This is a genomic window from Actinophytocola sp., from assembly GCF_045807065.1.
GTDB lineage: Bacteria > Actinomycetota > Actinomycetes > Mycobacteriales > Pseudonocardiaceae > Actinophytocola.
The window spans coordinates 1-21702 of sequence record NZ_JBJMIE010000813.1; the positions used below are offsets into that span (position 1 = coordinate 1).

The 21702-nt window shown below is 65.2% G+C and carries 12 protein-coding genes and 1 pseudogene; 6 read left to right on the forward strand and 7 right to left on the reverse strand.

What is annotated here, in order from left to right; translation table 11 throughout:
* Positions 1 to 661, forward strand: a 661-nt coding sequence (locus ACJ73U_RS46755; RefSeq protein WP_407784263.1) for a lanthionine synthetase LanC family protein, incomplete at its 5' end; no start/stop codon positions are given.
* 72 nt (positions 662 to 733) lie between these two features.
* Complete coding sequence (gene fxlM / locus ACJ73U_RS46760; protein ID WP_407784264.1) at positions 734 to 1927, forward strand: methyltransferase, FxLD system; 1194 nt, start codon at positions 734 to 736, stop codon at positions 1925 to 1927.
* A gap of 310 nt (positions 1928 to 2237) precedes the next feature.
* On the opposite strand, the gene ACJ73U_RS46765 is transcribed toward fxlM, so the two are convergent.
* The 3 genes and pseudogenes from ACJ73U_RS46765 to ACJ73U_RS46775 all read right to left on the reverse strand — a co-directional run.
* Complete coding sequence (locus ACJ73U_RS46765; RefSeq protein WP_407784265.1) at positions 2238 to 3563, reverse strand: helix-turn-helix domain-containing protein; 1326 nt, start codon at positions 3561 to 3563, stop codon at positions 2238 to 2240.
* 213 nt (positions 3564 to 3776) lie between these two features.
* Positions 3777 to 4121 carry a hypothetical protein gene (locus tag ACJ73U_RS46770; RefSeq protein ID WP_407784266.1) on the reverse strand — a complete coding sequence of 115 codons (345 nt, stop codon included), beginning with the start codon at positions 4119 to 4121 and terminating at the stop codon, positions 3777 to 3779.
* A 763-nt stretch (positions 4122 to 4884) separates the two neighbouring features.
* Positions 4885 to 5010: pseudogene (locus tag ACJ73U_RS46775) on the reverse strand (histone-like nucleoid-structuring protein Lsr2); the annotation flags it as partial.
* A 2286-nt stretch (positions 5011 to 7296) separates the two neighbouring features.
* Here ACJ73U_RS46775 and ACJ73U_RS46780 point away from each other — a divergent pair.
* From ACJ73U_RS46780 to ACJ73U_RS46790, 3 genes are all read left to right on the forward strand, one after another.
* The gene (locus ACJ73U_RS46780; RefSeq protein WP_407784267.1) at positions 7297 to 7434 is read left to right on the forward strand and encodes a hypothetical protein; all 138 of its coding nucleotides are present in this window, start codon (positions 7297 to 7299) and stop codon (positions 7432 to 7434) included.
* Positions 7435 to 8489: 1055 nt separating this feature from the next.
* Positions 8490 to 9032, forward strand: coding sequence for a hypothetical protein (locus ACJ73U_RS46785; protein WP_407784268.1), 543 nt, complete (start codon positions 8490 to 8492; stop codon positions 9030 to 9032).
* 177 nt (positions 9033 to 9209) lie between these two features.
* Positions 9210 to 11165 carry an ATP-binding protein gene (locus ACJ73U_RS46790; protein WP_407784269.1) on the forward strand — a complete coding sequence of 652 codons (1956 nt, stop codon included), beginning with the start codon at positions 9210 to 9212 and terminating at the stop codon, positions 11163 to 11165.
* A gap of 1028 nt (positions 11166 to 12193) precedes the next feature.
* Here ACJ73U_RS46790 and ACJ73U_RS46795 read toward each other — a convergent pair.
* The 3 genes from ACJ73U_RS46795 to ACJ73U_RS46805 form a co-directional block, all read right to left on the reverse strand.
* Positions 12194 to 13359 (reverse strand): IS3 family transposase gene (locus ACJ73U_RS46795; RefSeq protein WP_407784270.1). Its coding sequence is split into 2 segments (ribosomal slippage): positions 12194 to 13072 and positions 13075 to 13359, totalling 1164 coding nucleotides; the frame shifts between segments, so codons are not numbered across the junction.
* A gap of 45 nt (positions 13360 to 13404) precedes the next feature.
* Positions 13405 to 14682, reverse strand: coding sequence for a helix-turn-helix domain-containing protein (locus ACJ73U_RS46800; protein WP_407784271.1), 1278 nt, complete (start codon positions 14680 to 14682; stop codon positions 13405 to 13407).
* A gap of 292 nt (positions 14683 to 14974) precedes the next feature.
* On the reverse strand, positions 14975 to 15589 hold the full coding sequence (locus tag ACJ73U_RS46805; protein WP_407784272.1) for a hypothetical protein: 615 nt from the start codon (positions 15587 to 15589) through the stop codon (positions 14975 to 14977).
* 2124 nt (positions 15590 to 17713) lie between these two features.
* On the opposite strand from ACJ73U_RS46805, the gene ACJ73U_RS46810 reads away from it, so the two are divergent.
* Positions 17714 to 18916, forward strand: a complete 1203-nt coding sequence (locus ACJ73U_RS46810; protein ID WP_407784273.1) for a cytochrome P450 — start codon at positions 17714 to 17716, stop codon at positions 18914 to 18916.
* A 317-nt stretch (positions 18917 to 19233) separates the two neighbouring features.
* Here the strand turns inward: ACJ73U_RS46810 and ACJ73U_RS46815 are convergent, their stop codons facing one another.
* Entirely contained in the window at positions 19234 to 21639 is a 2406-nt protein-coding gene (locus ACJ73U_RS46815) for an ATP-binding protein (RefSeq protein ID WP_407784274.1), read from the reverse strand.
* Positions 21640 to 21702 lie beyond the last annotated feature (63 nt).

Here is a 21702-nt window from a genome sequence, read left to right on the forward strand (position 1 = left end):
CGGCCATCCGGCGGGCTCGTGGCCGGGCGGCCACGCGAACCTGGGGCTGGCACACGGCATCGCCGGCCCGCTGGCGCTCATGGCCACCGCGGCCCGGCGCGGTATCACCGTGGAGGGGCAGGCCGACGCGATCGACCGGATCATGTCCTGGCTGGACCGTTGGCGTTGTGGTGCCGGCCGGCAGGCGTGGTGGCCGGGACTGATCTCCCGCACGGAATGGCAGGCCCAGACCGTGCGGCAGCCGGGACCGCAGCGCCCGTCGTGGTGCTACGGCACCCCCGGTCTCGCGCGAGCCCAGCAACTCGCCGCCCTGGCGCTCGCCGACCCGCGGCGTCAGGCGCACGCCGAACAAGCCCTCGCCGGGTGCGTCACCGACGACAACCAGCTCATCCAGTTACGCGACGTCTCGGTGTGCCATGGCTGGGCCGGACTCCTGCACGCCACCTGGCGCACCGCCGCCGACGCCAGCGCCGGTTCTGACCTCGCGGACCGGCTGCCTGCCCTGTGTGCACGCCTGGGGGAGCACCTACGCCGCCTGGGACCACCGGCCGACTCCGGATTGCTGGAAGGCAGCGCTGGAGTGGCGCTGGTGCAGCACGCGACCGCCACGAACACCGCGCCCGTCACCCGATGGGATGCCTGCCTGCTGCTGGAGGGCTGACACCCGAACCAAGATCCCCGATCGTCCCCGATCCCTCCGGCTACCATCCAGCCGCCCGCACAGAAGGAAACGATGAACAACACCACTGACACCACACCCGAAGCGCTGCGCGCGTCCATGGTCGACACCATCAAGCAGGCCGGTCACGCCCGCATCGCCGCCGTGGAACAGGCGCTGCGTGAGGTGCCCCGCCACCGCTTCGTTCCTGAGGCCACGGTCGAGGACGCCTACGCCAACATCGCCGTGATCACCAAACGCGCCGACGACGGCACCGCCCTCAGCTGCGCGACCGTGCCCACCGTCGTCGCCATGCAGCTGGACCAGCTCGACATCCAGCCCGGCCACCGGATCCTCGAGATCGGCGCCGGGACCGGCTACAACGCCGCACTCGTGGCGACGCTCGCCGGTCCGTCCGGACACGTCACCACCGTCGACATCGATCCGGAGGTGGCCGCCCAGGCTCGCCAGGCGTTGGACGAGACCGGGCACCGCGAGGTGCGGGTGATCACCAGGGACGGGTCGCTCGGCGCGGCCGAGCACGCACCCTACGACCGGATCATCGTCACCGTCAGCGCCTTCGACATCCCACCCAGCTGGCGTGATCAGCTGGCACCCAACGGCCGGCTCATCGTGCCGCTGCGATGGCGGGGACAGTCCCGCAGCATCGCGTTCGTTCGTGACGGCGACGTGTTGGGCTCGGACTCGGTGCGGCTGTGCGGGTTCGTGCCCATGATCGGCCAGGACAACGAACTGTCCGGCACCATCGACGCAGGCGGACTGGTCACCCTGTACTGGGACTCCGACCAGGACATCACCCTCGCCGCCCTCGACGGCGTGCTCAGCCAGCCCAAGACGCCCGCATGGTCGACCATCACGGTCGGCGGCTCCGAATCCTTCGACGGCGTCTGGCTGCGCATGACCGGCACGCAACCCGGCACCTGCCGCATCGCCGCCGACAAGGCCGCCGTCACCGACGACCTGTGCACCCCGGCGACCCCGTCCCGCAGCCCCGCCCTGGTCGAACACGACTCCCTGGCCTATCTCACCTACCGGCGCGTCGACGGCGGCGCCGAACTCGGCGCGATCGGCCACGGCCCAACCGGGGAGCGGCTGGCACAGCGGCTGTGCGACGAGATCCGCGCCTGGGGCAACGCACGCACCACCGAACCCGTCATCACCGCCTACCCCGCCGACACCCCGAACGACCAGATCGGCGCCGACCACGTCATCACCAAGCGCTGGAGCCGCCTGGTGGTAGCCGTCTGACCAGCCCGGTCGGCCCGTCCTGCCGAGCTCAGGCCGCTACGCGGACAACTCGCGCCGGGAACACAACAGCCTCCTACCGCTGAACATCACCAGCTCTGGAAGCACACACCACTCGACGAGGTCACCGTGACCACGACCGGATTGACCGGACCGTGGTCACGGTGACCTCGTGCTATGCACCGTCGGCCACAGCCACCGCCTGATTGTCACCGGCGGCTCGGCACCGGCGAGACCACCGCGATCACTCATCTTGGCCGCGCACAGTTCGGCGGCAGCGCAGACCCTTCCGATCCCAGGCTCGGACATGAACTCACTCGGGAATGCTCGAACCGCGCATCCCGAACTGCTGGTCAAGATCATCGGCGAGTTGGCGGGCCACTCCGCGCAGGGCGACGACGTCGGCGTCGGCGGAGAACTCGGTCTCCACGGCCACCGGCTCGCGAAGCGCCCGTGCCCAGGGGACACGACTGAAGAACTTGCTCTGCCTCCCGCCGGCCGCCTGGTTGTCGATCGCCACCAGCGGCACACGGGCGCCTGCCTCGTCCCTCAGCAAGGCCGCACGGGTCAAGATGGTGCCGACGCCGCCGAGTCCGCGGACATGAGCCGACACCAGTGCGACCGCCTCGACGATCACAGCGTCGACGATCTTGACCCACACATGCCAGACCTCGGTGTCTTCGTCGGAGAGGTCCACACCATTCAGGGCCCTGTCCATCCCGATCGCCAAGGCGACGGAGCCGTCGTGGTGGAGTTCCACCCAAGCCCAGTCGACGAGTTCATGGGGATCCTCCGAGTAGTGGTTCGACCGGATGACCCAACGCCGCAGGCCGTTCCTCGGGTTGTTGACCGCATCGGCGGAGAGCATGTTGAGCATCGGCACCCGGCCCCGCTGCTGTGCGAACATCTCGGACGCTAGCTGCAACGCGTTGTTCATCGTCGCGGTCGCCTGCTCCCGTTCCGGACGCCCGCTCAGCAGTGGCAACGGAGCAACCGGACGAGCCGACACCGCCACCCAGATCCCCTTCTTCAAGTCGATCTCGGGGACCAGGCCATCCATCAACGCGCTTAGCGCCGCCCGATCATCGGCACGTCGAGAGAAGCGATCACGATAGGCGCGCTCGAGCTGGCCCTCTGACATCCAGTTCGTGTCAGTTCCATAGCGATACGGAACGCCCATCTCGTTCTTCTCGCCGACCAGGTGAGGCGCGTCCGGGCTCGGAGGCACGAACACGGCGATCAGGCCAGGCGCCCCGTCCTCGCCGTCGATCGCCTCGATCAGCACGCCGTCGACCAGCGGCCTCACTTGATGCCAGGTCAGCGCCCGCAGAGACTGACGAGTGCGCTCGTCGTTCGCCACACCGGCCAGCTCGGCGGCTTCCTCGTTCTCGTCTCGGATGCCGAAAACGATCAGCCCGCCACGCGTGTTGGCCATCGCCGCCACATCCTTGGCGAACTCCGCCTTCTTCTTCGCCTTGACCTCGGCCGGCAGGTCCTTCTTCCAAGCCAGGTCCAGCTTCCAGTCCAGGTCCTCGTTCTCACGAACACGCTGGGTAACAGCCTGCGCCACCATGTCATGGGTCAACGACGTCGGCGACAACCCGAGTTCGACATGGATCCGTGACCACATGATCGCCATCAGCCGACCCTAGTCACCCGACCCTTCACCGGCTGGCCGCCACGCGTGGAGGAAACTCGCGCGTCCCAGATCGCACACCGGGCAGGAGATCCTGGCCGAACCCGCACGAAGTCCTCACTCGCAGGCAGGGACTGGCTCAGGGGCCACCGATTCGCACGGCCGGGCAGCTGACCCGTGTTCGTAGCCCCAGCCGGCTTCGGCCTCGTCGGCGCGTCAGAACGGGGGCACTGGTGTGGACGCTCCCCCGCCGGGGAGATCTTCCAATTCTCGGAGCAGCACCGTGGCGTCAGCGGCGAGTGTCGCCTGCTTTGCCGCAATGGTAAGAAGTTCAGCGATGATCTCAGCCCGTCGACAGACCGTGCCCGGCATTCCGGCGTGACTCGCATCGTGCGTGGCGACAGCGCCGAGGCTGTCCAACTGGGCTTGGGCGTAGTTGAGTCCGCTGCGCAGCTGTTCTACCGTGGCCTCATCGCGGCGGCGGACACCCATCACCCGGTTCAACTCGGCGTTGACCTCACCAGGATGGCGCTGAGTCTCCCCGGGCAAGCTGGTAGGCAACCTTGTGCAGAGTAGCTCGCAGGTCCCGCGAGAACGGTGACGCAGGGCCTGGTCGGGGCTTCTGGTCGGGGCTGTGCTCAGCAACGAGGGCGACGGCTGCCGTGATCGGCGTCGCTGGCGGTCGAGGCGGAGGATCACCAGCTCCGGCCTCGTAGTGTCGCCCCCAGTCGGCTCCTGGCCGGGCACGGTTCTGTTGGGCAATGGCGCGTTCTTCGGTGGTCAGGTGAGTCCAGCAGGCGACGGGGTTCGGCGCAGGGTCATCCGGGTCCGGCCGGCCTCAGTCCACTGAATGAGCTCGGCAGCGATGCCCGCTCTTGGTGCGTCGTGTGCACTGCGGATCCGTCGTTGCCATCGGCCACTCTCTTCTGACGGTGACGAGGTGAGCAGCCGTCACGATGGCGGCTGGCGACTGCACAATGACACAGCGGTACGACAACTCCGGGTGCGCGGCCGGAAGAGGCTGAGAGGCCCGGTCAGAGCGGTACGGATGGGTCGCGGAGGCGGCACGTCAGCTGCGGGACGTCATGTGCCAACTCGAGTGGGCCTCAGCTGGTGTCTTCGTGCACTGCCGGTACTCGTACCCACGCTGGATGAACGGCTCGGTTGATGCCCGGGGAGCACAACCGATCCACAAGCCAGGCAGCATCCGTCCTGCTCGGCAGGGGTGCGGGAGCAGACTGCGTCACCGACGAATGCTGTTTGAGCGGCCTATTGTTCTCGCACCAAGTTTCCCAGTCGATCTTACCGGTAATCCCGCAAACCGCTCCGCGTTGGCCTCCGACAGATCGATCTCGTAGCTGACGCCGTCAAGGCTTGACAGGACGGTGGAAACATTTGAGCTGGTGGCGTCCAGGTCGTCGACGAGTTGAACCAATACTTTCTGTGCCATCTCTCAGCTCGCAGCTCTGAGCCATTCACAAAACGCGGGTGTCGGGTGCCGGACCCGCCCACCATAGGATATTCTGACGCCAGACTGGCGTGGTGATGTTGGCCTTCCCGGCCATCCCAGCCGCCCCTCGGTCTCTGTGGCCACCCGTCCCGCCCCGCGGGGGGAACGGCACTACAGAGAGGAGAGAGCGGTGTCACCCACGCTGGTCTGCGGGGAACCCCCGGGTGGGGGTAGACGTGATCCCACGATCACCATCTACCTGGTTTGGGCCCACACGCTGGAGCTTTGTGCTCTGGTGGGCGATGGCCCGGCCGCGAAAGCGGCCGGAACCATCGCTTGGGTCCTGATGGTCCTCATCACGCTCGCAGAGCACTGAGGGGCCGGACCCTACCGGGTGGCGGGGAGAGGTGCAGGTCGCTACTGCCCTCTCCCCAACGCGCCACCTGGCAGTCTTGGTGTGCTGCCGTGTCTATCTTACCCCCCAAGATTAGCCGAAATAACTCGGTTCGCAAACTCTGTCTCCGTCGCAACGATGACAGCAAACTGTGCGATACACGTTGGTGCGTGAGATAGATTTGGGGAAAGAACCTCAAGTATTGACCGTGTAACTAAGTGTGCAACTTAGTTACAGTCGATTGCGGTCTTGCTGACGAGAGATTAGTTGACTGACGTGTTCGCCAACTCTCCGTCGTACACACCGTTTCATCAGTTATACGTCGGCAGCGTCAAACACGTCGCTCTACGCCAAATCTAGTAGCGGAACAAACTCGTTGAAGCGGTCGTGGGGTTCGTTCACGCCATGCACGACCCTCATGGACAGGTTGCGCCATGTGCTGCAACCAGCCGAACGGCAAGGTTGTGGGCGCGGGCACAGGTGGGCGTGAAGCGTGCCGAAGAAGTGGGAGTCACGGTGTGAGTCACAGTCACGGTCACGTGTACAGGGTGTGCGCCCAGGTGGGCGTGTACTCCGCTGCACAGGTGTGCGCCCACCTGTCACGCGTGACTGTAACGCTGCACAGGCCGCTGAACAGCGGTAACAGGATGTGCGTGACTGCGTGTGTACTGCAGGAGAGCGGCGCGCCCAGTCACGGTGGGCCGGCGCAGTCGCGGTACGAGTCACGCTCAGGCTGAGGCACAGGTGGGAGTCACGGTCACGGCGCGGGCGTTCACGGTGTTCAGTCACGCGCACCGTGGGCCAGGTCACGGACGTCGTGGCGGTCCCATCACGGGTGAGGAGCGGCCGTCGGGCTGGTGTGGCGGATGTGGTTCGGAACTGCGTTGCTGAAGGGCTTGTCAGGCATGCTGTGCCCTCCTGTATGCATCTACAGGGGATCATGCTTAACCCGCGCTCGCTGTTGACACCAATTGGGCTCTATGGGATCAAGGCGCGAGACATGACCTGATCAGCTGATCACCTGGGTGTTCCGCTTTCACTCGATCGGGTGAGCCCTTGCTTGCACTCACCGAAACGCTCACGTGGGTTTCCCCCTCGGGACGCCGATCGAAATCTTTGCTCAGCTGGCGGTCAGGACTCTCGCCTGGGACTGGCGGGGCATCGACCTGTTTCGCGACTAGACAAGTCGTGGACAATCCGAGCCGGGAAGAAGGGTCCGGACCGGCACGGGAGGCGTCCCGTCAGCCTCGACACGACCCTTAAGGTCAGCATGACAAGACGAGGGCCAGGACCACTCGTACGCGCTCGACGCCACCCTCAACCTGGCCATAGACCTTCATCGTGCTCGCCGCCACGGGTGATGCTGCCTGCATCAGGGCCGGTTAGGACCTGGAGGCCGGGAGCGGAGGTGAGAGAGCGTCGATGTGGCGCCGGAGGACGCCGGCCCCGTTGCTCCAAGGCCCGTACGGGTCCCCTCGAGCACCTGTACCGCTCCTGCTGGACCTCCGGCTCATTCGGTCCAGGGGAGGTGCACCGCACTGTGCGTCACTCCTGCGGGGATGTCCAGCCAGAACGGCGCGGCTGGACATCCCCGCAGGTGGCGACGCCTCGGCGGGCGCACCCCCGGACCGACTGAGCGGGGTGATTCACCATCGACATCTCAAATTGAGCGCACTCAGTTGTATCGTGCTCAATATGCATGGGGTGATCTTCGGCGCGCTGGAGATCGGACCGCACATCTACAAGGCGGCCTCGGACGCGGTGCTGCGAACACCGGCCAAGGCCTTTGATCGCAGAGGAGCTGCGACCGTGTCCACACTATCGACAGGCCCACGAACAGCGATAACAGCGCAACCGTCCGCGTACGCAGCCCGCACGATCCGGCCGCACACGTGCCGGTCGACCAGTTGGTGACGTGGTGGAACCAAGCCCGAGCCCGCACTCTCGTCGCCCAGGTGGTCAACGGCGACGCCGCCACCGTGGTCGCGGACTACTGGGCCAAACTCGCGCTGAGCACCCGGATCGCGTAGGAGGTGACCGCCGGCCGCTGCCGATGACCTGTCCGGGGTCGGTGCGTCAGAGGGCGTGATCATCCGCGCAGCGAAGCCGGACCTCGGCCCGACCCGTACCGCGGCCAGGCGGGAACGGCGGACCGCGCTCGGACTGCTGACCCGGGGACGCTGGCGTGCAGCAGCCGCCGGCCCCGGTCGAGGCGGCCGCGCTGACCGAACTGGTCGCCCTCAGCGGCGCGGATACCGAGCCGCTGGACGCCGATGTCGTCGAGCCCGACTCGTCCCAGCCGATGCCGGAGGTGCTGGACCTACTGGCCGGGGTCATCGGCGAGGACGAGACCGGCATCATGGTCACCGCCGAACTGGCCACCCGGGTCGGGTGGGAAGCAAATCTCTGGGCGAGGCCCTGCGTCGGCTTGAGATCGCTTCGCCCAACCCGACCCGGCAACGCATTGGCGGCAGCAAGCACCCCGTGTCGGTGCAGGACCTCGACGCCATCATCGCCCCAATCAGGTCCTACCTGGAGGCCAGGTAGGACGGCACAGCGTGCTGACCCACGTGCCGACCGACACAGACCCACCAGCGCGCTGTTGGTCAGTCGTGATGCACGAGTGCCGACTGAGTCGATTGTGCGGGTCGCAGACGTTGGGGTCCGCACAATCTGGCTGATGGCCCTTCGAGGCACATCTCGAACCGACACGCACAGCAACACGAGGAAGCGCACCTGCCGAAGCGGCAGCACGGCAGTGGTCGGTCCTTCAGTCGAACATTTCAGCGATGACGATGCCGGCCACCGGAAGTGCTGTGGCGTCGACGAGGTCGTGATGGACGTCCGTGCCGTCACACCGCGCCCGACGCAGTCGTCGCTGCAGAAGGACCCGCGACGGAGGGCCCCTATCGCTGATACGAGGTTACACTCGGAGACGGCGGACACGCCCGCCTGACTCCGAGCAGCCAGCCGCCCCACACCGGAGGCTGCGACCGAGGACAAGCCGTCGCCGACGCAGCGTGACGCACACTTCCGCTCTGGTAGCCGACCTACGGAGGGGTGTGGGACTCCGTGGAGGAGTGGCATGTCCAGTGACAATCGCGCCCGTACCAGGGCGATCCGGGAGCAGATGGCCGCGTCCGGCGAGAACTACACCCGCGCCGCCCACACCGTGCCCGTATCCCCGGCCCGAAACCTCCGGGCAGTGTGCTTCACCTGCCAACGGGACGTCCCGGCCGGCGAAGGCGTCATCCACATCTCACACCGCGAGGTCCGCCAAGCGGAGCAGGCTCAAACTGTCGCACGTGCACGGGTGACAAAGGCCGACGAGGAAGGCACACCATTCACTGCAGCCGATTTGTTGGCTGAATCCCAGGAAGCTCGGTGGCAGGTCCACTGCGACGACTGCAACCCCCATCGCGACGATGGGTGCGCGGGCTGCTACTGGTTCGCGGTCGAACGATGCAGCACCTGGGCACAGTTGGTGGACTGGACGGTGCACCTGTCAGAGAAGGAATGGGTGCTCTCGGCAACCGACTGGATGGAGTTCATCCGGGCCACAGCCCAGGGGAGTTCCCAGGTCGGCCTCATCTGCCACCCCGCAGACCGATACAAAGACCTGCTCTGACGGACTCGTCATCCTCTCCCCACCCGGCGGTTCGGCGAGTTCGTCGGCACCTACGCCGATAGAGTTGAGTCGTCCGGGTGTCGAGGGGGTAATGATGGCGCTGACCACGTCTCTGCGGGTCGGGTTCGGAACACGAGCCTCCCGAAGAGTCACTCCCTCCTGCCTCTGCTAGAGGCCGTGGTCAACGGTCTCCAAGCGATCGATGCTCGCTTCGGTGAGGACGTCGGGCAGGGACGCCTGCGGGTCACGATCAAGCGGAGCGGGCAGGATGCGTTGGACTTCGGCCCGACTGGTCCTGGCCGTGTGCCGCTGAGGCCGATCGTGGGCTTCGTCGTCGAGGATAACGGCGTGGGCTTCACCCCAGACAACATGAGTTCCTTCGAGACGCTGGACAGCGACTACAAAGCGGCGATGGGTTGTCGCGGGGTTGGTCGTCTACTTTGGCTCAAAGCGTTCGACAGGGTATCTGTACGCAGCGCGTACAAGGGTGCGGATGGCAAACTTCATGCACGGCAGTTCAGGTTCTCAGTAGACCGCGAAGTCGAGCATGGTGATACACCAGACGGCTTCAGTGACACCGGAGCCGTTGTGCACTTGGACGGGTTCAAAGACGCATTCCAGAGGAGTGCGCCGAAGACAGTCGATGCCATCGCCCGTGAGGTGTTTGAGCACTGCATCTGGTACTTCCTCCGACCGGGGGGCGCCCCTGAGGTTACGGTGGTCGACGAGGAGGTCGTCTCCGTCAACAAGCTGATGGAAGACTTCGTCTTCTCGGAATTGCCGAGGACCACCGTCGAAATCAAAGGCAAGAAGTTTGACATGCTCAATCTCTGCCTTATGTCCTCTCCGCGGAGTCTCACGCCTCGACTGTACTGGTGCGCCGCAAGCCGTGTCGTCATCGAGGAAAATCTCACCAGCAAGATCCCAGGGCTGTACGGAAGACTGAAGGATGACACCTCGACCGAGTTCACATACGTCTGCTACTTGTCGTCCGACTATCTTGACGCGCACGTCCGGGCGGACCGCACTGCTTTCGACGTCATCGAACGGGCGGACGGCCCGATGTTGGATGATGACATTTCACTTGAAGACATCCGTTCGGGCGTTCTGGAAGAGGTAGAACGGCTCCTCTCCGGCCCACTTGCCGCGGCCCGCGACGAGGGTAAGGCACGAGTGGGTGAGTTCGTGAGCACTCACGCACCTCGGTATCGCCCCGTCCTCTCCCGGCTTGAGTCGCTCGGTGTGACCGTGGATCCATCGATCAAAGATTCAGAACTCGAACTTCTACTGCATCGCAGCCTGCAGAAGCTGGAGGCTGAGGCCATAGCCGAGGGGCAGGCCGTGTTCGCGGAGGCTGGCTCCGCGTCCCTAGAGGACTACCAGGAGCGATTGAACCGGTACCTCGACACCATCAATGACATCAATCAGTCTGACCTGGCGGCCTACGTCTCCCGCCGTAGGGTGATTCTCGACATCTTGTCCAAGATTATCAGGAAGAACGAGCAAGGCAAATATTCCCGCGAAGACGCTGTCCATTCACTGCTCATGCCGCTGCGCACCGATTCAAATGAAATCGGGACTGACGCATCGAATCTGTGGATCGTCGACGAACGACTCGCCTTTCATGACTATCTCGCCTCCGACAAGACGCTCAAGAGTATGCCGATCACCGGTTCCGATTCAACGAAAGAACCAGATATACTTTCGACGAGACTCGTCGATACCCCGGTACTGGCGGCGGAGGGCGAGACGCTGCCGTTGCCCTCGATCGTAGTGGTCGAGATCAAACGGCCGATGAGGAACGATGCATCGGAGGATAAGGACCCAATTGCTCAGTCGCTTGACTACGTGAAGCGTGTGCGCAGTGGCGGCGTGTTGACAGCTTCGGGACGCCCGATTCCAGCGTCGCAGGATGCGCCCGCGTTTTGTTACATTCTGGCCGACCTCACGTCGACAATGATGAACAGATGCGAGTACGCGAACCTGCGGAGGACGCATGATGGTCTCGGCTACTTCGGTTTCAACGAACCGATGAAGGCGTACATAGAGGTCATGTCGTTCGACAGGCTTGTCAACGCTGCCGCAGAGCGCAACCGGGCGTTCTTCGACAAGCTAGGATTGCCGTCAAGCTAGTTCGGCAACTTGCCAGTCGGGCGGAATCGGCGCGAGCCAGTCCTGTAAGAACTGATGCAGCTCGGCCAGCTCAGCGGCGTCGCTGGCGTGCAGGTTCGTCGCAGGCATGACGAGCTCCCTCCCGGTCAGGTGCTAGGAGCAAGATCCGTAGCCAGGTGGGCTGGTCGGAACGGAAGACTGGCGGTTCGGCCGGCGATCTGGCCGAACGTCGGCCCGCCCCAGGCAGTGGCCTGAGGCGCTGGACTCGTCACTTCGGCGGGCCCGAGCAGCGGCAGCGTGAACGCTCGTTTGTGCACGGATGGCCAATGACCACAGCTGGGGTCGAGCACTGCAGGCCCAGGGCCATCCATGGAGTCGCGGTCCGCCGCCGACGGACATTGTCTCGTCCCATTTGGACAATCGAGGTCGATGACCGGGTCTACGCTCTCATAGTTGGGATCAACAAAGAGCATCTGAAGGGCTTGCGACAGACAGTCTGCACATCCGTGAGTTCTACACGGGAAGCCGAATTGGCATGGCTCCATTCCCGCGATGTGCTCTGGCCGTCCACCACGACGATACAAGGTCGAACTCTCGGCGTCGGAGCTAGATTGGTCCAGGCAAAACCGTTCGCAAGCGCCGGTTGATGGCTGTCGTGACGCGCCGTTGGTGGATCTTGGCCGCGTGCGCCTTCAGAAGGGTTGCCTAGGGAGCCCGACTTTCTCTTGTCGAGCCTGTCGGCACTGTTAAGTAGACCCAACGAGTCAAGCCCAGCAGCGAGTTGGTGTGCAACGCCGTGGGGTCCGTGCTGTAGAGCCATCGTCGTGATCGGTCCGAAGTTCTCGCTTTCGGAGTCATACCAGGACCACGCGTCCATGTCGTCGGTGAAGACCATTGGCTCGACTCCGTCCGCCAAGGCTGGGTGATCTATTGAGACCGAACGATGCGGCGCGAGGTGACGACCGACTTCGCGCAGGGTGGCTGCGTACCAGCAGACCAGTCGTTGGACTGCGGCGGGGGTCTGCTGCACGAGTAGGTGACAGTGGTAGTCACGCAGCCTGGCTGGCTGGCGTGGTCATGATTGCTTCGTATTCGATGGGGGTCAACCGGCTGAGGGCGGTTTGGCGTCTGCGGCGGTGGTAGGTGCGTTCGATCCAGGTGACGATCGCGGTCCGCAGTTCGTCTCGGGTGGACCAGGTGTGCCGGTCGAGAACGTTGTTCTGCAGCAACGCGAAGAAGCTCTCCATCGCGGCGTTGTCGCCTGCGGCGCCGACCCGGCCCATCGAGCCGGTCAGCCCGTGGCGTGTGAGCGCACGGACGAATTTCCTGGATCGAAATTGCGATCCGCGGTCGGTGTGCAGAAGGCAGCCGGCGACCTCACCGCGGCGGGCGATGGCGTTGGTGAGCGCGGTGACGGCGAGGCGGGACTTCATCCGGGAGTCGATGGAGTAGCCCACGATCCGGTTGGAGCAGACGTCCTTGACCGCGCAGAGATACAGCTTTCCTTCCGCGGTGCGATGTTCGGTGATGTCGGCCAGCCACAGCCGGTTCGGCGCGCTGGCGGTGAACTCGCGCCGGACCAGGTCGTCGTGGACCGGCGGACCGGCCTTCTTGCCGTTGCGGCCGCGTTTCTTGCCGAACGCGCTCCACCAGCCCAGCGACGAGCAGATTCGCCACGCGGTCCGGTCCGCCATCGGCCGCCCTGCCTGGCGGGCTTCGTCGGCGAGAAACCGGTAGCCGAACTCCGGATCGTCGCGGTGCGCGTCGAACAACGCATCCGCCCGATAGGCCCTGATCAGTTCCGCCTGGGTGACCGGCCGGGCACGCCACCGGTAGTACGGCTGTCGAGCGATTCCGAGTACCCGGCACGCCACCGCGACCGGAATCCCGTCCGCGGCCAGCTCGTTCACGAGCGGGTAGAGCCTTTTCCCGGCAGGTTCGCCTGGGACAGATACGCCGTCGCGCGGCGCAGGACCTCGTTCTCCTGCTCCAGCAGCTTGATCCGCTTGCGGGCCTCGCGCAGCTCAGCCGAGTCGTTCCTGGTCACACCGGGTGTGACGCCCTCGTCGGCGTCGGCCTGGCGCAGCCACTTGAACAACGTCATCGGGTGGACCCCGAAGTCCTTGGCGATCTGCTCGACGGTCACACCAGGCTCACGGGCGCGGGCGACCCGCACGACATCATCGCGGAACTCCTGGGGGTAGGGCTTGGGCACAGCGACATCCTCCCAGCTCACCATCACGGCAAGCCAACTCAGATGTCACCAATCCGTGCAGCAGACCCCGGCGCGTTGGTCGGCGGGTTCCTCACTTTGCGCGAGTTCCCAGGCGTAGGCCCGTACGAGAGGCGGTAGCCGTATGACGTCGTCTGAGTCGAATTCCACGAGGTAAACGGCTGCTAGTGCGTGGAGCAGCCGCCGTGCCTGTGTGCGGGTGACCCCGGCCAGGGCTGCGACTGCGGTCAGGCTTGTGTGAGCACAGGTAGGGAGACCCATGAGGCGGAATAGTCGTGCCTCATCGGCGTTCAGCGCGCGGTAGGACCACGACATCGTCGCTCGGAGTTCTGCGATCCCCAAAGCGCCGACTTGTTGATCGTTCTCCAGTAGCTCGTCGACCAGGTCGGCGACTGATCGGTGCGGGTAGATCGTGAGTTGTGCGGCGGCTGCACACAGCGCGACAGGAAGGTGCCCACACAGTCCGGCAAGAGTGGTGACCGATTCGGCCTCCGCGTCAGCGCGTGCTTCTCCGAGCAGATGGCGCAAGAGTTCGATGGAGTCATGCTCGGCCAAGGGGGCGACAGTGATGCGGGTGGCGTCGAGTTCTCCGGCGAGATCGGTCAGTGCGCGGCGGCTGGTGACCACGACGGCGCAGTCAGCGGACGCGGGGAGCAGTGGTTCGATATGAGCTTGATCAGCGGCGTTGTCCAAGACGATCAGGACTTTGCGGTCTGCGAGCAGCGACCGGTACAGCGAGGCACGCCCGGCGGGTGTCGTCGGGATTGCTGGTGCGCCCATGGCGGTCAGGAATTCCTCGAGTACCTCGTCTATAGACATCGACCGTTCTGGTGCAGCGAATCCGCCGAGGTCCGCATATAGCTGACCGTCCGTGTACTGGTTGGCGACCTGGTGTGCCCATCGCAGCGCGAGGGCCGTCTTGCCCGCGCCTGCGGGCCCGTCGATGACCACAACGGCCGGCGTTCCTGGCAGCCGGCTGTGGGCTCCATCGGTCATCGCGTCAAGTTCAGCCTTTCTGCCGACCAGCCGTCCGGGCGCGGCAGGGAGTTGCGCTGGCCGGATGGTGTTCCGGGCTGCCGCCTCCAACGCCCCGACCAACGCGCCGTTCGTGTTTAGAGCGGCATCACAGGCTTCGGCGACCTTGCGTTTGAGCGGAGTCCTGCCGTTTTCGATCTTCCACAGCGTGGCGTGGCTGTAGTGAACCCGTTGCGCCAGCTGCCGGAGTGATAGCCCGCGTTCTTCCCGCAGTCTGGCCAGTTCAGCACCAGGGTTGACGACGATGCGGCGATGCCCCCAGCCGTCCATCACAACCCCCGCATGTGGTCACGGCGTAAGTCGCGGCTGTGGTGGCGGCCGCGAGTCGCGATGCGTGGCCGCCCGCTGCGTGCCGGCACCACCGTTGAGTCGCGACCGCCCGTGGTCATCACTACATATTGTGACGACAAGACAGCGTGTCGGACATCCCATGACCTCCACATTGATCTCCCCCATAGCTGATTGGTACCTCTTCGCCACACCAGCGCTGCCAATTGGTTCGGACACCTGCTAGACAAGGCGCAGTGGCTCTCTGCCGACTTCGAGCCGACAGGCCGGGTGTCTACCTCGCGCTGCCGTAGGCGTGCGACTGCGGAAAGTCATCGTCCTCGTTCGGGGCGTCGAGTTTGGTGATTAGGTGGGTGTGGATGCTGTTGGCGTGTGTGCAGATTGCCCGGATGGCACGTTTGGCGGTGTCGACGTCGGCCACGCCGTCGTGTGTGTAGACGGGTTCGGGGAGCAAGTCGCCTGGCAGTGGGATGCGGATCGCGAGTCGCGCGCATGCCCATGGCTCGTCGTTGTCTTCCGGGACGTAGAAGTGGCCGGACGAGGGGTCACGCATCCATCCGGCGAAGTGTCGGGGTAGTTGGTTGGCGATCGCCTCTGCGAGCGGTATCGCCAGTTCGAGGTGCATGGCGCAGCGCCGGTCGTCGTCCCAGTGGGGTGTGGCGTGCAGGACCCGCGGGTGGGTTCCGACGTAGGGCGGGCTCATGATCGGTGGACTTGCGATGACGAACGCGGCGGCAGCGAACTCGGTGGGGTCCGTGGTGCGCTTCTCGCCGCCGTAGCGAAATCGGCGAGCATTCTGCGCCAAGTAGGCGCGGTAACGCGATACGCCATCGGATGCGTGCGTGTGGTCGTAGACGTCATGAAGAGTAAACACCTGATCTGCGCTCATGGTTTGTATCCCCCCGAAGTTGCAACAGCCGACCGGGGAAACCTGTGGGATCGTGCAGGAAACGAACCATGCGAATGCCGTAGCGTCGCGCGGGCGTCGACGACTTCCGTTCATTCGTCGCCTGTTTCACACACAAAAGTCGAACCGGCGCTGTTGTATCCACTCTCCAATCAAAGGTCGCCGAGCACCTGGTTGGCTGCCGACACGGAGCTGAGCCGGCTGGCGCCTGTCCATGGTTTCTAGCGCATGGAGGTGGCTATGCACGTGACGATACCCGGCGGAATCGGCACGAGAGTCGACTCCGACGAGTTGCTCATATCCCTTGTGGACGATCCCCCAATCAGTCCTCCCGTCCAGGCCCCCTTTTCCTGGACGATATCCACGATGCCGCACAGTTTGCACTCCGTCAACCTGGTCGAACCCGCAGTGGTTTCTGTTGTCCCCTGATGCTCCTGCGCTCGCCGCGTCAACGGCTTGTTAACCGCTAGAGCCGATACCTTCTTGCAAACAGCCCAGCGCAGGAATCGCGGATGGCCACAGCGGTGCTCGCTGTCATTCTTCTTTGCCTCTTTCGTCGTGCTACGCCCGCGGTGTGTCAGGGCATGCTGCCTAACGGTGGGCACATGTACTCTTCGTGCTCGGTGGTTGCTACGGCACGTGGGTGCAGCGGACCGTGGTTGTCTGCAACGCTATGCGCTTGGACGCGTTCACGGTAGGCGGCGACGCGAGGGCAACCTTGGCGATCGGTTCACGGTGGGTGCACCGCATGCAATCCCAGCGATCGCCACAGTCGTTGATCGCCGCGAGGCACGGGGGCAGGTCGCTGTCCGCCCTACCGCCAGACTCGCCGCTGCCTGGCAGCCACACCGCGGCTACCGTCTTTTGGTGTCGATGGCGCGACGGATGTCGGCGATCGGGAACGCCTCTTCGCCGTCGAACTCGACCACGTCCCTTCCCGGTGAGGTTCCAGGCCTGCTGGTGGTGCCGTGACATCCATTCCTCCCCGAGACGTTGGGACTTCGGCCAGCATGCCGTCGTGCTCCTGGGGTCCGAGCACGGGCGACACGGCACGCCAGCCGGTGTCTCTCCTCCGGTCAGCACTAGTGGTGTGCTGACCCGCAGCCGGGCGGTGGGTTTCCGCCCCGCCCCCGGCGTGAGCCCTCTTCCTTGGCGTGGTTCCCAGGTGCCAGAGGCCATGTGCACACGGGGCGAGCTACTGCTGTGGCGCTGGGCAGCGCCGGTGACCAGAGCCCCGTCCCCGTCCGGGAACCCGGTCTCGCCGTACGCGCTCACACCGCTACCCCCTCGCGCCCGACGTCGTGTGGTGCTCGCTGTTCCTCTCCGCTGCGCTTCGCCGACCTTCCGCGGTAACGAAGCCCTCAAGAGAAGAAGAGTCGACTGGACCGGCATTCCTGCGAGACCGTGTCCATGATCCCCAGCGATATGACAAGAATAGGACAACTGCATTCACTGTCAATGCACTCTGCAACATTTTCCGGCCATCTTCTCCAGTTGTCGCAGAAAGCGTAGGGGTAATCACGTACGCGGCGAGCAGACCACCACGTAGACACTACGAAGCGTCATCTTCGCTGTTCAGTGCGTTGCGGTTGGGTCGGCGTGTTCTGGACTGCATGCTCGGCCACGAGTCCTCGGAATCGAGTACAGATCAAGTTCCAATGCCACATCGAGGCTATCCGCGAAACGGAATCAAGGGTACTTCCATCGCGATCAAAGGAGGTGGTTCCATCATGTGAGGTCGCCGATAGGTAGTGTTCCCACTCGGGCTACGTGGTGGGCGGTGAATCAGTACGTGGTTATTTCGCCAAAATACGTGTTTGCCCTAATGGTGCATGCGCTCATGATCATCGATTCTTGAAGCGGTACGTGCCCGCCACGTACCGCGCAGCTGTTGTACGGGGCGTGTGCTCAAGGTTGATGCCCGCGTCCCCGGTTCGTACTCCGGCTTGCCGGACCGGCAGCCGTTTGTCTGACGGGAGAGACGCACACCGTGGAGAGCCCCGAGCACCGGCGAGCCCCCCGTCACCTCCCAACGTCCCTAGCGCGCGATGCCATAGCCACGTCGCGAGGTGCGGTGGCGTCGCAGCCGAGGAAGGAACCGTCACGGTGACAGCAACACCGCTGTTCAGCGACAAGTACTGGGACAGCCCGCACGAGGTGGCCGACGCGCTGCGCGCCGAGGCGAGCGTGCACCCCGCTACGCTGCCCAACTCCGTCCAAGTGTGGGTGATTGGACAGTATGAACACGCTCGTGCCGCGCTGACCGACCCGCGGTTGAGTAAAGACGCCGCTGGCCTGAACGCGATCATCCGCACCCAACTCGCCGCCAACGGACGGCGCGACAAGCTGTCGAACATGTTCAGTCCGCACATGCTGCTGAGCGAAGATCCGGCGCACGCGCGGCTGCGCGGTTTAGTCGCGAAGGAATTCACCCGCCGACGAGTGGAGGCCCTGCGGCCGCGGATCGAGCACTTGGTCGACGACCTGCTCGCCCCACTTCCGGGGGAGGAACCCGTTGACCTGATCGGACGGGTCGCCTTCCCGCTGCCGCTGACCGTCATCTGCGAGCTGCTCGGCATCCCGCCGCAGGGTCGCCAACCGCTGCGAGACTGGAGCGCCGCCCTGATGGAGGACCTGCCTGGGCGCGCGCTGCCCGCGTCGAAACAGATGGAGCAGGCCTTCACCGATTTGATCGCCGCTAAGCGTGCCGGTCCCGGCGACGACCTGCTCTCCGCACTGATCCAGGTCGCCGACCACGAGGACCGCATGACGACCGATGAACTCATGGCCACCCTGTTCCTGCTGGTCGTCGCTGGCCACGAAACGTCGACGAACATGATCGGAAACGCAAGCCGGTGGCTACTGCAGGATCCGCGGCGCTGGCGGCAGCTCGGTGACCATCCTGAGGATGTGCCCGGCGCCGTCGAGGAACTGCTGCGGTTTGCTCCGCCGGTGCGTATGGCCACCCATCGGTTCACCACCGAACCGGTGGAGTACGGCGGCGTGCTGATCCCTGCCAACGAGATCGTGCTGGTGGATCTGCTGAGCGCCAACCGGGACACCGACCGTTTCCCCGATGGCGACACGCTCGATCTGCGCCGCGACGCTACCGGTCATCTTTCCTTCGGATACGGCATCCACTACTGCCTGGGCGCGCAGTTAGGCCGGATGGAAGCCGAGATCGCCCTGGCCGCGCTGACCCTCCGATTCCCCCATGCCCGCCTGGCGGTGGACGAGAGCACGTTGCGGCGACGGCGCAGCACGATCATGAACGGCTACATCGAATTGCCGGTGCTGCTCGAACATTGACGACGAACCGGCGTACCCGCCTGGACATTGGAGAACCGGCAGCCCTGGGCAGGGACGACGTGCCCTGTGGAGCCTCGGCAAGCGGGCAGGTTCGTGCCGGCGATGTGCAACGACGACGAGCAGACGCGGGCCTTGCTCGGGGTGGGTCGATCCGCACCAGCGAGCAACAGGCCGTGAACGTGATCGAGACGCTCAAAGTGATCACCGGCAGGTTGCCCGGCCGTCGCTGGCCAGCCACACCGCCCCCATCGGCTCGTCAGGATCCCGTGACCTGGTCGGGCCCCTGTGCTCGCCGCACGCGCGGCCCGGCCGGAGAGTCAGCTAGCTTGGGGCAGTCGCAGATACCAGGCGGCGATCGCTACCCGATTGTTCATTCTGAGCTTGCGGTTGATCTTCCGGATGTGCTCCTCGACGGTGCGAACGGAGATGCCCAGCCGTTCGGCAATGTCCCGGTTGCTCTTGCCTGTGGCGACCAGTCCGGCGACCTCGAACTCGCGCTCGGACAGTCCGCCAGGTAACTGCTCGCCCGGGACGGTCTTGCGCGGCGGTTGCAGTTGGAAAGCGGCCTCCACCACCTCGGACCAGGACATTCGGTCGCCGATGGCCACCTGGGCATCGAACTGCTCGTCGCCGAGTTTACGCCGGGCTTCGTCCTCGGATTGCTGCTGGCGGCGCAGGAGCGGCAGCAGGCCCAGGACACTCGTGTGCGTTTGCCGCAGTCCCATTTTCGCGCCGCCGAACAACTGTGCGGCCAGTTCGTACTGACCCAGCGATACCGCGATGTTCGCGATTGCCCACACACTCCACGCACGTCCCCAGGTGTCTCCGATCTCCCGCTGGATCCGCAGCCCTTCGTGCGCGAGGTCGCAGGCTCGCGCGACGTCGCCGTACTGCAGTTCCGCCAGGGCGTTGGACCACCACGCCCACGAGATCGCCCATTGCGCGTCGGCGTCTTGTGCGGTCGCCAGCAGGCGGTCGGCCTGGCGGAACGCGGTGTCGCGATCGGCGAGGAAGATCGCGGCCAGCGTCAGGAACAGCTCCGCCATGAATGCCTCGCCCCGCATGTTATCGGCGCGGAACGCATGTTTGGCTTGAGCGAGCATCGTCATGGCGTCCCGCGCTCTGGAGAGGTCCAGGTCGGTCAGCGACCTCTGGACGCCACGGCTGTAGAGCAGCGGAGCGGACGTGTCGGGGATGCCGAGTTCACGTGCCGTGGCCACCGCCTGCGCGAGCAGCGGCGCAGCGAAGTCGTGGTTGCCTTGCAAGAGCGCGATCCATGACAGCACTGTCAATGCGGCGACTTTGTCGAGGCTGGGGGCTTCGGGGTGCGCGTCGAGTCCGAGCTCGAGCATCCTCTTCGACTCGTTGAGCAGGCCTTCGAAGAAGAAGAACCGGGTCCGGCCGGCGTTGATCGCCAGCTTCAGGGCTCGGCCCTCCATGCCGGGCCGGGACAGGAAATGCTTCTGTGCGGCGCGCAGGTTGGGCAGGTCGGCACGGAGCCGGCGCCGCCAGAACACCTCGTCGGGTCCGAACCACTCACCGGTGGCCCGCTCAGCCAGGGTGTCGAAGTAGGTCGCGTGGGCCTGGCGCAGCTCCGCTGCCATGCCGGCGTTGGCGACCTGGTCCAAGCCGAACTGCCGGATCATCTCCAGCATGCGATATCGGGTACGGCCATCCCGCTCGGCGAGCAGCACCGATTTGCGGACCAACCGGGCCAGCAGAGGGTGGACCTGGTCCTCGTCGATGCCGTGGACTCGACACACGGCTTGGGCGGCTTCGAGGTCGAAGGTGGCCTCGAACACCGAGACGAGAGCCCACATGCGCTGCTCACTCTCGGTCAGCAGCTGGTGGGACCAGTGCAGCGCAGCACGCATCGTTCGGTGATGGGCTTGTTCGGAGGTGCCGTCGACCAGCAGCGCCAGCAGGTCGGGATGGGCGATCATCTCGCCCAGGGTCATGGTGTCCAGCTGTACCGCGGCCAACTCGATGGCCAGCGGGATGCCGCCGAGCAACTGGCACAACTGGGTCGCCAGCGGTCGCTCGTCCTCGCGGATCTCCGCACCGACCGCGGCCGCCCGGTCGATCAGCAGTCGTACCGCTTCGTGATCGCCGTCCGGGTGGGTGGTCTCGCCGGTCGTCGTGTCGCCCACGCACAGCGGCGGCACGCGCAGTAGGTGCTCGCCCTCGACGGCGAGCACGCCCCGGCTCGTGGCCACCACTCGGAACGTCTCGACAGCTTTGAGGAGCGTGTTCACCAGCCGCGGTACCGGTCCTGAGCCGGCGTCGCCGACCAGGTGTTCGCAGTTGTCCAACATGAGCAGCGTGCGTCGGCGCCGGAAAAAGTCGATGAGCCGATCCCGCCCGGGAACGACGGAGTTGTCCAGGATGCCCAGCGCCTCGGCGATCATCGATTCGAGCCGGTTGTCGCTCTCCTTGAGTTCGGCGAGCCGGACGATCACGACGCCGTCCGGGTAGGTGCCCGCCGCCGTCAGATCGGCCGCCAGGCGTTCCAACAGCCGGGTCTTGCCCACACCGCCGGCGCCCATCAGCGTGACCAGGCGCGCGGTCCGCAGCAGCTGAGCGGCTTCGTTGAGCAGGCTCGTCCGGCCGATGAAACTGTTGACCTCTGCGGACAGCGACGTCGAAGCGACTGGTGGTACGGACGTGGCCTGCCGCTCGTCGCGCCGCGATGTGATGTCGCCGTGAGCGTCGCTGCCCCTCATTCGTGTCCCCCAACACGTTGACCGACTCGTTCCGGGTAGGCCTTCCTAGCCTCTCTCATTCGA